The organism is Mycolicibacterium grossiae, from assembly GCF_008329645.1.
Taxonomy (GTDB): Bacteria; Actinomycetota; Actinomycetes; order Mycobacteriales; family Mycobacteriaceae; genus Mycobacterium; species Mycobacterium grossiae.
Genome location: NZ_CP043474.1, coordinates 5,276,845 through 5,289,054, shown reverse-complemented (window position 1 = coordinate 5,289,054; position 12,210 = coordinate 5,276,845). Strand labels below are relative to the sequence as shown.

General features: G+C 67.5%; 11 protein-coding genes and 1 pseudogene. 9 read left to right on the top strand and 3 right to left on the bottom strand.

Going from position 1 to position 12,210, the window contains the following annotated elements; all coding sequences use genetic code 11:
• Window positions 1-4 precede the first annotated feature (4 nt).
• Window positions 5-922 carry an LLM class flavin-dependent oxidoreductase gene (locus FZ046_RS25305; protein WP_070355058.1) on the top strand — a complete coding sequence of 306 codons (918 nt, stop codon included), beginning with the start codon at window positions 5-7 and terminating at the stop codon, window positions 920-922.
• A 29-nt stretch (window positions 923-951) separates the two neighbouring features.
• Window positions 952-1,371 carry a nitroreductase family deazaflavin-dependent oxidoreductase gene (locus tag FZ046_RS25300; RefSeq protein WP_070355059.1) on the top strand — a complete coding sequence of 140 codons (420 nt, stop codon included), beginning with the start codon at window positions 952-954 and terminating at the stop codon, window positions 1,369-1,371.
• Window positions 1,372-1,451: 80 nt separating this feature from the next.
• Here the strand turns inward: FZ046_RS25300 and FZ046_RS25295 are convergent, their stop codons facing one another.
• Both FZ046_RS25295 and FZ046_RS25290 read right to left on the bottom strand, forming a co-directional pair.
• On the bottom strand, window positions 1,452-1,730 hold the full coding sequence (locus FZ046_RS25295; protein WP_070355041.1) for a hypothetical protein: 279 nt from the start codon (window positions 1,728-1,730) through the stop codon (window positions 1,452-1,454).
• A gap of 12 nt (window positions 1,731-1,742) precedes the next feature.
• Window positions 1,743-3,452: a sodium:solute symporter family protein gene (locus FZ046_RS25290; protein ID WP_070355060.1), complete on the bottom strand. Its 1,710-nt coding sequence runs from the start codon at window positions 3,450-3,452 to the stop codon at window positions 1,743-1,745.
• A gap of 139 nt (window positions 3,453-3,591) precedes the next feature.
• Between FZ046_RS25290 and FZ046_RS28060 the strand changes: the two genes are divergently transcribed.
• The 3 genes from FZ046_RS28060 to FZ046_RS25275 are packed head-to-tail and all read left to right on the top strand — an operon-like array spanning window position 3,592 to window position 6,556.
• The gene (locus tag FZ046_RS28060; RefSeq protein WP_070355042.1) at window positions 3,592-4,380 is read left to right on the top strand and encodes a DeoR/GlpR family DNA-binding transcription regulator; all 789 of its coding nucleotides are present in this window, start codon (window positions 3,592-3,594) and stop codon (window positions 4,378-4,380) included.
• Entirely contained in the window at window positions 4,377-5,471 is a 1,095-nt protein-coding gene (gene galT, locus FZ046_RS28055) for a galactose-1-phosphate uridylyltransferase (protein WP_070355043.1), read from the top strand. Before FZ046_RS28060 ends, galT begins: the two co-directional genes overlap by 4 nt.
• Window positions 5,468-6,556, top strand: a complete 1,089-nt coding sequence (locus FZ046_RS25275; protein WP_070355044.1) for a galactokinase — start codon at window positions 5,468-5,470, stop codon at window positions 6,554-6,556. The genes galT and FZ046_RS25275 overlap by 4 nt, the downstream gene beginning before the upstream one ends.
• Before the next feature lie 242 nt (window positions 6,557-6,798).
• Here the strand turns inward: FZ046_RS25275 and FZ046_RS25270 are convergent.
• Window positions 6,799-8,087, bottom strand: a pseudogene (locus FZ046_RS25270) (lipase family protein); the annotation flags it as partial.
• 192 nt (window positions 8,088-8,279) lie between these two features.
• Here FZ046_RS25270 and FZ046_RS27560 point away from each other — a divergent pair.
• The 4 genes from FZ046_RS27560 (at window position 8,280) to FZ046_RS25250 (ending at window position 12,168) form a co-directional block, all read left to right on the top strand.
• The gene (locus tag FZ046_RS27560) at window positions 8,280-8,435 is read left to right on the top strand and encodes a hypothetical protein (protein WP_170292480.1); all 156 of its coding nucleotides are present in this window, start codon (window positions 8,280-8,282) and stop codon (window positions 8,433-8,435) included.
• A 265-nt stretch (window positions 8,436-8,700) separates the two neighbouring features.
• Window positions 8,701-9,081 carry a hypothetical protein gene (locus FZ046_RS25265; protein WP_070355047.1) on the top strand — a complete coding sequence of 127 codons (381 nt, stop codon included), beginning with the start codon at window positions 8,701-8,703 and terminating at the stop codon, window positions 9,079-9,081.
• 594 nt (window positions 9,082-9,675) lie between these two features.
• Window positions 9,676-10,467 carry an endonuclease/exonuclease/phosphatase family protein gene (locus tag FZ046_RS25255; protein ID WP_170292479.1) on the top strand — a complete coding sequence of 264 codons (792 nt, stop codon included), beginning with the start codon at window positions 9,676-9,678 and terminating at the stop codon, window positions 10,465-10,467.
• Between the two features lie 75 nt (window positions 10,468-10,542).
• Window positions 10,543-12,168: a hypothetical protein gene (locus FZ046_RS25250; RefSeq protein ID WP_125939812.1), complete on the top strand. Its 1,626-nt coding sequence runs from the start codon at window positions 10,543-10,545 to the stop codon at window positions 12,166-12,168.
• Window positions 12,169-12,210: the final 42 nt, after the last annotated feature.

The window sequence follows — 12,210 nt, the reverse complement described above, 5'->3', positions numbered from 1 at the left end:
CGGGATGACGATGCCGGTGATGGAGCCCAACCTCGACGCCGCCACCCTGAAGGCGTGGGCCCGGCTCGTCGACGGCGGCCCGTTCTCGTCGCTGTGCTGGGGTGAGCGGATCTGCTTCGACAACCCCGAGTCGCTGACGCTGCTCGGTGCGCTGTCGGCATGGACCGACCGCGTCCGGCTGGTCACCACGGTCATCGTCCCGCAGTTGCACGACCCGGTGTTGCTGGCGAAGTCACTCGCGACGGGCGACCTGCTCAGCGGTGGGCGGCTCACGGTCGGGTTGGGCGTCGGTGGACGGCACGAGGACTATGCGTCCGTCGGCGCCGACACCGCGACGCAGACCATGCGGGGGATGGCCGAGCGGGTGGCCGTGATGAAGCGGGTGTGGGCGGGGGAGAAGGTCGCCGACTCCGTGTTGCCGGTGGGGCCGCGGCCGGTGCAGTCGCCCGGTCCGCGACTGGTGGTCGGCACGATCGGGCCGAAGACCATCCGCAGCGCCGCGGCGTGGGCCGACGGCGTGGCGGGGACGACGCTCGACCTGAACGTCGACCGCGAGGCCGAGCTGTTCGACGTGGCGCGTACGGCGTGGGCCGAGGCCGGCAAGCCGGCGCCCCGGCTGGCGACGAGCTTCTGGTTCGCGATGGGCCCTCGCGACGCGGCGCGCGCTCAGGTGCACCGGCATCTGCGCCGGTACATGAACTGGATTCCCGAGGAGTTCGTCGACGCGATGGCCCCGACCACGGGGTGGGCCGGTGACGAGGAGGACCTGCTGGCCGTCCTGCGGCGCTTCGAGGACATCGGCGCCGACGAGGTGCACTTGATCCCTACCAGCGTCGACATCGATCAGGTGCGGCGGGTCGCCGACGTGGCCGCGCAGTTCACCGGACGCGACACGCCGCACGACACGCCGGTGCGGGAATAACGCTCGACGATCCGGTGTTGGCGCCGGACGTGAGTGAAGCCGAACTGAGCCCCACCGACTGGGTCCGCGAACAGACCGAGCGCATCCTGGCGCAGGGCACGACCGACGGCGTCGAGGTCCTCGACCGCCCGATCGTGCTCTTCACGACGACCGGCGCGCAATCCGGCAAGAAGCGGTACGTGCCGCTGATGCGCGTCGAGGAGAACGGCAAGTACGCCATGGTGGCGTCCAAGGGCGGCGATCCGAAGCACCCGAGCTGGTACTTCAACGTCAAGGCCAACTCCGCCGTGACGGTGCAGGACGGCGAGAAGGTTCTCGAGGGCACCGCCCGCGAGATCTCCGGCGAGGAGCGCGAGCACTGGTGGAAGCTCGCGGTCGAGGCCTACCCGCCCTACGCCGAGTACCAGACCAAGACCGACCGTCAGATCCCGGTCTTCGTCGTCGAGTAGAACCGCACGCGTCCACGCCGTGTGGGCGTCGCCGACGTGTTCGGCGACGCCCACACGGCGTCTTGCGTTGCTGGGCGGCTCTACTCGGTGGCCGACGGCGGTGCGGCGACGACCGGCCGCAGCGCCGCCCAGGCGATGAAGGTGGCCGCCACCGCCAGCAGTGCGACGCCGACCCACCAGTTGGCGTCGGTGCCGACGTAGAGGTCGACGGTGTTGTTCGCCGCGGCCTCGTCGTCGTGGTGGGCGACCAGGCTGGGCACCAGCCCGGCAAGGGTCAGCAGTACGCCGTAGATGCCGAGCAGGGCGCCGATGATGTTGCGGATGTCGAAGATTCGGGACACGGCCTTCGGTGCACTCATGGTGGCTCCTCGCTAGTGGAAGACGATGTTGAGGACGACGGCCAGGGCCAGCATCACCCCGGCCAGCGGCACCGGTCGCAGATACCAGGCCTTGCCGTCGGATTCGGGGTCGGCGAAGATCTGGACCGGGGTCTCGGAGTAGACAAACCCGGCGAGGGCGGCCACCGGCTTGGGTGTGGTCGCGTAGCTGACGACGACGCTCACCGCGATGTCGACGATGAAGGCTGCCGCAGCGGCCAGGAACGGCATGCCCTGGCCGGGCAGGTCGATCACGCCGACCTCGGAGAGCACGAATACCGTGACCGCGGACAGTGTTCCGGCGACCAGGCCGGCCCAGCCGGCGGTGGCGGTCATGCGCTTCCAGAACATGCCGAGGATGAACGTGGCGAACAGCGGCGCATTGAAGAAGCCGAACAGCGTCTGCAGGTAGTCCATCAGGTTGGAGTAGCCCGCCGCGATGAGCGCGGTGAACACCGCCAGCACCGTCGCACCGAGCGTGGCGACGCGGCCGACCTGGATGTAGTAGGCGTCCGAGCGGTCCTTGACGACGTACTGCTGCCAGATGTCGTAGCTGAACACGGTGTTGAACGCCGAGACGTTGGCGGCCATGCCGGCCATGAACGACGCGATGAGGCCGGCGACCGCGACGCCGATCAGGCCGTTGGGCAGGATGTCGCGGATCATCAGCAGCATCGCGTCGTTGTAGGTGATGTCTCCGGACCCCGTCGACTTGAGGTTGATGAGGTCGCCGATGGCCGCGGCGGCGATCATGCCGGGCACCACGACGACGAACGGGATGAACATCTTCGGGAACGCCGCGATGATCGGTGCGCGCCGCGCCGCCGAGATGGAGTCCGACGCCATGGCGCGCTGCACCTCGACGAAGTTGGTGGTCCAGTACCCGAAGGACAGGACGAAGCCGAGGCCGAACACGATGCCGATCACCGACCAGAGCGGGCTGTCGAAGCCGCTGAGCGCCTGGCCCGGCCAGCTGGTGAGCTGCTCGTGCGCCGACGCCGTCACCGCGGCGTCGGCGTTGACCGTGTCGATCACCTTGTCCCGCAATCCACTCCAGCCGCCGACCTTGATGAGGCCGAAGATCGTCAGGGGCACCAGGGCGGCGAGGATGACGAAGAATTGCAGCACCTCGTTGTAGATGGCGGCCGAGAGCCCGCCCAGCGCGGTGTAGGTGAGCACGATGAGCGCGGCGACGATCAGCGAGATCCAGCGGTTCCAGTCCAGCAGCACGTTGATGACCGTGGCCAGTAGGAACAGATTGACCCCGGCGATGAGCACCTGGGCCACGGCGAAGCTGATCGCGTTGACCAGGTGGGCGCCGGGCCCGAAGCGCTTGCGCATGAACTCCGGGACGCTGCGCACCTTGGAGCCGTAGTAGAAGGGCATCATCACGATGCCGAGGAAGATCATGGCCGGCACGGCGCCGATCCAGTAGTAGTGCATGGTCGCCAGGCCGATCTGCGCGCCGTTGGCGGACATGCCCATGATCTCGACCGCGCCGAGGTTGGCCGAGACGAACGCCAGACCGGTGACCCAGGCGGGAAGGCGCCGGCCGGACAGGAAGAAGTCCAGGCTGGTGGAGATCTGGCTGCGTGCCAGGTACCCGATGCCGAGCACGAACACGAAGTAGATCGCGATCAGCAGATAGTCGAGGACTCCGACGTGCAGACGCAGCACCGAGTCGGCCGCGAGCGTCGTCGTCATCGTGGTGGACGTCAGCGTCACCACCTCCTGTGTCGTTGGTCGAACTGAGCAGAAACTAACAGGAGAATCGCACGGATCGCGGTAGTTTTGGTGAGAATCTGTGCGAAGTTGTTCGGGTACGCCCATCGAAAGGGGATGCATGCTCGCCGCCGAGCGTCGCCGCGCCATCCTGGCGAGCCTGCAGTCCGGGGGTGCCGTGCGGGTGGCCGACCTCGCCGCCGCGCTCTCGGTCTCCGAGATGACCGTCCGGCGCGACCTCGACGCGCTCGACGCGCAGGAGTTGCTCAGCAAGGTGCACGGGGGTGCGGTCACCCGGCACCATCGCGGCGACGAGCCGAGATCGGCGGAGAAGGCGCAGCAGCGACGCGCCGAGAAGGTGGCGATCGCCCGGGCCGCCGCCGCGCTCGTCGACGACGGCATGACGATCGCCATCGGGGCGGGCAGCACCACCACCGAACTCGCGCGGCTGCTGCGCGTCCGCCCGTCGGTCACCGTGATCACCAACTCGCTGCCCGTGTTCGACGTCCTCACCGCGCCCGACGCCGAATCACCCGGGCCCGCCGCGTATCTGTCGGGCGGCACGCGCACCCCGTCGGACGCGCTCGTCGGCCCCATCGCCGACACCGCCCTCGCGTCGTTCCGGGTGGACGCCACGTTCCTCGGCGTGCACGGCGTCGACGAGCACGCTGGGCTGACGTCGCCGAACGTCGCCGAGGCACAGACCAACCGGACGCTCATCGAGATCTCGGCCCGGCTGGTGGTCCTGGCCGACCACACCAAGTACGGCGAGGTCGGCGCGTGCGTGTTCGCGCGTCTCGACCAGGTGCACGCGCTGATCGTCGACGATGGACTGAACGCCGACGCACGGTCGGTGCTCGACGAACGCGTCGGCGAACTGACCGTGGTGACCCCCGGGGAGCACTCGTGACCGAACCGCTCGCCTGGACGCTCGCCGACGGCCGCGACGAGCTGTTCTTCGCCCTGCCCGGCCACCGTCCGGCGCCGGTACCCGACCGCCGCCCGCTGCCGCCGCGCAGTGCGCAACGCTCGGAGATCCGGTTCGACCGCCAGACCGGGCAGTGGGTGGTGATCGCCGCGCTGCGCCAGGACCGCACCTACAAGCCGCCACCCGACCAGTGCCCGTTGTGCCCGGGGCCGTCCGGGCTCAGCAGCGAGATCCCCGCCCCGGACTACGACGTGGTGGTGTTCGAGAACCGGTTCCCGAGCCTGTCGGGCGCCGGCGTCGAGCCGTTCGACCTGCCCGACCCCGACCGCGACGTGTTCACCGCCGCACCCGGACACGGGCGCTGCGAGGTGATCTGCTTCTCCAGTGACCACCGCGCGTCGTTCGCGCAACTGCCACACGACCGCGCCCGGCTGGTCGTCCACGCCTGGCGGCACCGCACCGCGGACATGATGCAGCGCAACGGTATTCGTCAGGTGTTCTGCTTCGAGAACCGCGGTGAGGAAATCGGCGTGACGCTGACCCACCCGCACGGGCAGATCTACGGCTACCCGTACGTGACGCCCCGCTCGGCGCTCGTCCTGCGCGAGGCGCGCGCGTACCGACGGCGTCACGACGCGAACCTCTTCGGCGCGATCCTCGACCGCGAGGTGGCCGACGGCGCGCGGATCATCGCCCGCACCGACGCCTTCACCGCGTTCGTGCCGTTCGCGGCACGCTGGCCGGTGGAGGTGCACGTCTACCCGAACCGCCGGGTGCACAACCTGCTCGACCTCACCGATGCGGAGATCGACGCGTTCGCCGCGGTGTACCTCGACGTGCTGCGCCGGTTCGACCGGCTGTATCCGACGCCGCTGCCGTACATCTCGGCGCTGCACCAGTACCGTGACGACGACGAGCAGGGCGAAGGCTGGTTCCACGTGGAGTTGATGTCGGTGCGGCGCAGCGCCACCAAGCTCAAGTTCCTGGCCGGGTCCGAGTCCGCCATGGATGCGTTCATCAGCGACGTCACGCCCGAGAGCGTGGCCGCGCGACTGCGGGAGGTGGGCACGTGACGGTGCGCTTCGAGGCGCCGGGCCGGATCAATCTGATCGGCGAGCACACCGACTACAACCTCGGCTATGCGCTGCCGATCGCGCTGCCCGAACGCACCACGGTGACGTTCGACCCCGACGACTCCGACGCGTTGCGCGTCGGCAGCGCCGGCGAACCCGACGGGGTGACGGTCCCGCTCGACACCGGCACGGGCGACGTCGCCGGATGGGGCGCCTACGTCGCCGGGGTGGTGTGGGCGCTGCGGCAGGCCGGCCACCCGGTCCGTGGCGGCCGGATGCGCATCGACAGCGACGTGACGATGGGCTCGGGCCTCGCGTCCTCGGCGGCCCTGGAGTGCGCGGTGCTCGGCGCGTTGCTCGCCGCCAGCGGAACCGAGCTGGACCGCACCGAGCAGGCGCGGATCGCCCGGCACGCGGAGAACGACTACGTCGGCGCGCCAACGGGTCTCATGGATCAGCTGGCGTCACTGCACGGTGCCGCGCGCCAGGCGTTGCTCATCGACTTCCGGAGCCTCGACGTGCAGCCGGTCGGCTTCGACCCGGACGCCGTCGGCATGGCGTTGCTGCTGATCGACTCCCGGGCGCCGCACCGCCACGCCGGCGGCGAGTATGCCGCGCGACGCCGGTCCTGCGAGCGGGCCGCGGCGGCGCTGGGGGTGACGTCGCTGCGCGAGGCGCAGGACGTCGGGCTCGAACGGCTCGGCGAGCTGGATCCCACCGATGCGCGACGGGCCCGGCACATCCTCACCGAGAACGCCCGCGTGCTCGACGTCGTCGTGGCGCTGGAGGCCGGGGACCTCAAGACGGTGGGGGAGATCTTCACCGCGTCGCACGCGTCGATGCGCGACGACTTCGAGATCACCACCCCGCAGATCGACATGATCGCGCAGACGGCGGTCGACGCCGGCGCGCTGGGTGCCCGGATGACCGGCGGCGGTTTCGGTGGCTGCGTCATCGCACTGGTGCCCGAGGACGCGCTGCGCGCGGTCTCGACTGCGGTCCCCGGCGCCCTGCGGGCGGCGGGCTTCAACGAGCCGACGCTGGTGCGGACGTCCGCCGCGGCGGGCGCCGGTCCCGTCGCCTAGCGTCCGTCGAGCTTGGCGGTGATCGTCTCGAGTTGGGCGTCGAGGTCGCGGATGGCATCGGCGAGATAGACGAGGCCCTCGGCGAGCTGCTTGGTGACCGCGTCGTCGGCGTCCTTGGCCACCGCCCGGAAGTCGTGCGCTGCGGTACTGGCCCACTCGGCTGCATTGCCCATGGGGCGGGACTGTAGTGGTCCGCGGTTCGCGACGTCCGGGGAACGCGCCGATGCCCTCGTGTTCACCCGGCGTGCTCGCCGGGCGCGTGACACCGCCGCTCGTGACACGGTGGTCACCAGGGTAGGTAGGCCGCGGTAGGTGCGGACGTCGACGACCGCCGGCCAGGTGCGCCGACGCTCTCGGTGATCGGATCCGTGCAACCTCTTGCGCAGCCAGCGCAGGCTCATCGGGACCGCCAGGGGATAGAGCATCAGGTGTTCGGCGAGCGGGTCGCGGTGGTAGGTCACCGTGGCGCCGCCTGCGGCATACGTCTCGACCAACCGGTCGACGTCGGTCACGTCGACGATCTTGTCGCGGACGCCCTGGATCATCAGGACGGGCATGCTCGGCACGGCCTGTCCCAGCCGCGTCATGGCGAACACGTACTGCAATTCCGGCAGGGCGAACAGTTCGTCGAAGGTGAGGTCGACGAAGGTGGCGATGTCGGCGTGCCGGAGTCGGTGAATCGCCTGGCCGGTGGACATCCCCTCGATCTCGGTCAGCAGGTCCTTGCCCTCGGCCGTGGCGTGCTCGTCGACGACGCTGCGCGCCTCGGGGAACACGTGCACGAGGGAGGCGACCATCAACGCGGCCAGGCCCGCCCACATCGACCCGTTCAGCCGGCGCGCGACGTTCTCGGGATCGACGACCGGTGAGCCCAGGACGACGCCGATGACGTTCAGCTCGGGCGCATAGTCGGCCGCGGCCTCCGCAGCCCATCCGGTCGCGAGTCCGCCGCCGGAGTATCCCACATCGCCACCGGAGCGTCCGGCGCAAGGCCCAACTCGTCGTGACCGAGTGCGGCGCGCAGCCCGTCGAGGACGCGGAACCCCGCTTCGTAGGGCGCACCCCACATGCCGGCCACGCCTTCGTGGTCGGGGATGCTGACCGCCCACCCGTCGGCCAGCGCCGCTGCGACGAAGAGCAACTCGGCCTGCACGGACGCTCCCACCAGATCCGCTCCCCGGCGCAAGGCGTAGGACGGGAAACAGCGCGACGACATGGCGTCGATCGCGCACTGGTACGACAGCACCGGGCAGTCCGACGGGGTGCGGTCGGCAGGCAGCACCACCGTCGTCACCGCCGCTTCGGCGGCACCGTGGGCGTCGGTGCTGCGATACAGCAGTTGCACCGCGGTCCCGAGCCGGACCCGTCCGAAGAACGCGACCTCCACGCGGCGGGAACGCAACACCGTGCCGGGACGGATGTCGTCCAGGCCGTCCGGTGTCACGTGGAAAGGGTCCTCGTCGGGCAGCGGCAGGCGACTCTGCCGCACTCGCTCGGCGCCGTGCCCGGAGCCGTTCTGCTCAGCCGCCATCCGTCGCACCCTACTGCGCGCGTCGGCCCGTGTGAGGGCGTCGACCGAGACGGCTCACCGTCGGCGCCGGACGAACGCACGACGCGACCGTCGTCGATGCACGGCCGGGTTCGACTCGCGTCGAGCCCCACCCGACGTTTGCAGAGGGATTTGCTGACAGCAACATGTGGCAACCCGACGGAGGCGGCGTGCGTGGCGACGCGAGTCGGCGCTCTGGCTATCCAGAATTCGGTGCAGGACGCCGATGATCACGCCGGCATTGGCCTCGGCGTTCATGGCGGCTCGATGCACGTCGCCACCGCGGATCCGGTGGACCACGGATCGCCGCGTCGCAAATTAGCGGTCTGAACTGCATGAACGAGGACGCGGTATGTGTGCGACGCCCTGAGGCGTGGCAATCGGACGGCGACTCGACGGGGTTCGCCTAGGTGAAGGACGGGCCCCGGCGATCGAGAACGCCGCTGTTCGACCAGGAATTCGGGCCGGCCTGGCAAACGTCCGTAATAACTCCGAAAGATCCGGTCTGGTGTGAACACGCACAACACTGGTAACCTCCAGTTACACCGCAACACCGTTGCTGTGAGAACTCACAGCGTGACTGAAGGGAACCACCATGAACAGCTCTCTCGGCCGCAAGATCCTGTCCGGCGTCGCGCTGGCGGGCGGCGCTGCAGCCATCGCCCTGGCGGGTGCGGGTGCCGCGTCGGCGGACCCCGGCACCGACGCCGTGTCGCAGATCGGCGGCGCCATCTCCAACGGTCAGCAGCAGGTGGGCACCGCGGGAACCAACGCGATCTCGCAGACCGGCACGGCCATCTCCAACGGCCAGGTGCAGACCGGCACGGCCGGCACCAACGCGATCTCGCAGGGCGGCACGGCCATCTCCAATGGCCAGACCCAGGTCGGCACCGCCGGCACCAACGGGCTGACCCAGCTCGGACAGGCCGGCAACGGCTTCCTGAGCGGCCTCGGCGGCCTCTTCAACCGGGGCTGACCGACACCACGTCCTAGGGCGGCCGCGCGCATCGTCGCGCGGCCGCCCTTTGGCGTATGGGGAAGGGCGGCCGCGGCATGGCACAGCTGGTGGTCGCTCGGGAACCGGGTCTCTTAAAGTAAGTGCCCCCGTCACCGCTGAGGCCACTAGGTCGCCGGTCTTTCGGCTCAGCCACCGCAAGCTTGGCGTCGACGCTCAAGCACAGCAGTCGACGGGGAGTTCACCATGCTCGCCGGTTCACTGGTGGTCGCCTCCTGGCACGGGGTGAAGCTCAGACTTACGCCAACTGTCGGACTAACCATGAGCAGCTCTCGCCAACGGCGGGATAGCCATTGATGCCGAGGTTGACCGCATGACACGCAACGCAGTTTTCCCCTCGCCGTCGACTGCCGGTGCCGTCGCGCTCGATCGCTCCTGCAATGGCCGTCGAGATTGGATATCGACGGAAGGCGAGACCTTCGTAATGTGGGAGAGCCGTGTAGTCGCGCAGCCCACATTGAACCCGGCCTACCCTGCGAATCACCCTCGATGTCACAACTCGTTGCTAACGTCTGAGGCTCATCGAGGAGATCGACCATTACATGGGGGTACACAGTGACGAGAGCTGACGGCACGACGCGCTTCTTAACCTGGAATATTCAAAGCGGAGGCGGCAATCGGGTGCCGCAGATAATGCGCGAAGTCGATCTGTTGGCACCGGATGTAGTCGGTTTTACCGAGGTGAAATCTAATAATCTCGCGACCCTGTCGCGAACTCTAGAAGCGAGTGGTTTCGATTACATCGAAACGCCCTCCGGGGAGGATGTCAACAGTGTCCTGCTTGCATCAAAGAAGCCCTTCGAAGCCGTGAAAGAAGAAATTACCCACGACCAAGAACGGTGGGCATCCGTCCGTATTCCGAGCATGGATCTGCGTGTGCTGTGCGTCCACATTCCGGGTTCGCCGGACCACAAGTTCGACTCCGAAGGCCGCGGTATGTCGGGCCAGAAACGCAAGGAGCTGCTGTGGTATGAGGTCATTCGGTATGCCACGATTCATAAGGACGAGAGAGTTGCAATCATGGGCGATCTCAACACTGGACTCAACGAGATCGACAGGACCCCCAGAGGGACCCCGTTCAAGCTTTCAGAGAATATCCGTGTTTTGCGAATGGACGGCAGATTCACCGACACTTGGCGCTACTTGAATCCCAAGAACAGGGATTACACGTGGTTCACGACTAGAGACGGTAGGGACTTCAACGGCTTTCGCCTTGATTACATCTGGGTCTCGGCTCCATTGCGGGAAAGCATTAGAAGCGCGCAACACCTTCACCATGTTCGCGGCAAGGTGTCCGACGGGAAATTATCCGATCACGCGATAGTGGTGGCTGATATAGCCCTGTGAGCCGGAGGCGGTATCGCCATCGAGGGACCTTCGACGTCCGTCTAGGTGCCGGTACGCGGTCGTAGAGTGCCGTTCATGGCCGCAGCACCGCCCACACCGCAAGCCGTGATTGAGGGGTTTCTACTGCGCACCCGCCGCGTTATGGCGCACTCCCTGATTCGCGAGCAGGCGGCGCTGATAACCAAGCTGCACAAGGGCGAGGTCACCATCATGGTGGAGGTAAACACTAAGACCGACGAGGAAAGCCACCGACTGCAAGCCGAATACCCACCCGAGGAGGCGTTGGAGTCGCTCGCGAGCCGGGTGCGCCCGCTGGTCTTGAGCTCGGAGCCCATCTACTACGCCAAGATGCTTGATGCGCTCGAACAAGTGGCCGGTACCGATTCGCTCAACGAGGAGATCGACCTCGAATGGTGGCACCACTACTGGCGCGCCGTCATCGATGCCAACCTCGGAGCTCAGGCCTACTGGGCGGCAACTCCCAGCGGCGACACCACCGACCGAAAGCTAATGCACACCTGGCTCGACGGCGACGTGATCCACGCCCAGTCGCCGCGGTCGTCAGTGATCCGCGACCTGAGCCTTGACCAGCGGTACTACGACGCCGCGCCGGGCATCGCCCGCATCTGCGACCGCGTCATCTACACCCATCTCATGCTGACCGCCCTCATCGAGAAGGGGCTGCTGACCGTAGACCCCGCGGTGCTTAGCGACCCCGTAGTAGTCACGACCACGACCGTCGATGAGCCGGTGAGCGTGAGCGTGTCCGATGTTGGCGTGCCGATTCCGGACGATGTCACCACACTCGGCCCCGACGCACTCGACCCGGCGGTCTGGCGGAGCCCGCACCAAGACCTCGCATCGCTGCGACGAGAAGCTAGTACCGAAGGCGGGGCGTCGCCGGTCTGGTTGGTCGATCGCGCCGCATCGCAGCAGCGGAAGGCGCAGCTCGAGTCGTATCTCGCGGCGAACGTGTGGAACGACAGTGAGGATTTCATCTGCAGGACCGCGGGCGCGTGCCGTTTGTCCGCTGAGAAGGCCGGTGCCAGCTTCTACGAGGCTCAAAGCCACATGGTCGGTCCGTGTTACGACACCCAGGTTGATGGCAAGCCGTACCGTGTTCTCGTTCTGCCCATGGAAACGGGCGAAGCTAAACAGCACCGCACCGTCGAACAGCGGACCGAGGACGTGCTGACCGCCGGCAAGGTCGGCTTCGGGCAACGCAACCAACACATGAGGGGCGTCACCTTTGCGCTTCGACTGGCGTTCGGGCTTCCGGTGGACGCGGACATCGAACACATTTCATTTGGCGACGGATCGCGCGCCCATTTCTTCGATGCCTATGCGATGACCAATCTTCTGCTGTGTTCCGCGGTCGACGCGGGAACCGCCAACTCTAGGGCGACAGGCGTGATGCGGAAGTCTTGCTCACGGCACTTGCGCGCTACTATCGACATCCTTCAACCGTCGCTGGTGATTTCGCAGGGTGCGAGACTGAAAGACACGTTGTTCGCGGCTCTTGGGGTCAACGGGTCGATAGCCGCGAATGTGAACGCATGTGCCCTCAACGGCAACAGCTTCGTCTGGGTGTCCCTTCGACACCCCTCGCGCGGTAACTGGTCGTCACTTAAATGCACCTATCTGCACGAAGTGGTCGTCCCAGCCATCGCGAAGGGCCGGGCAGCGGCGCTCGACGGATAAGTCCGTGGGCACACTTCTTGCACGCCGTGGTCAGAGACATCG

Bases quoted from the DNA above. Each gene is read 5' to 3' on its own strand.
- FZ046_RS25305 (WP_070355058.1), top strand. From the start codon at position 5: ATGACGATGCCGGTGATGGAGCCCAACCTCGACGCCGCCACCCTGAAG.
- FZ046_RS25295 (WP_070355041.1), bottom strand. From the start codon at position 1,730: ATGAGTGCACCGAAGGCCGTGTCCCGAATCTTCGACATCCGCAACATC.
- FZ046_RS25290 (WP_070355060.1), bottom strand. From the start codon at position 3,452: ATGACGACGACGCTCGCGGCCGACTCGGTGCTGCGTCTGCACGTCGGA.
- FZ046_RS28060 (WP_070355042.1), top strand. From the start codon at position 3,592: ATGCTCGCCGCCGAGCGTCGCCGCGCCATCCTGGCGAGCCTGCAGTCC.
- FZ046_RS25265 (WP_070355047.1), top strand. From the start codon at position 8,701: ATGAACAGCTCTCTCGGCCGCAAGATCCTGTCCGGCGTCGCGCTGGCG.
- FZ046_RS25250 (WP_125939812.1), top strand. From the start codon at position 10,543: ATGGCCGCAGCACCGCCCACACCGCAAGCCGTGATTGAGGGGTTTCTA.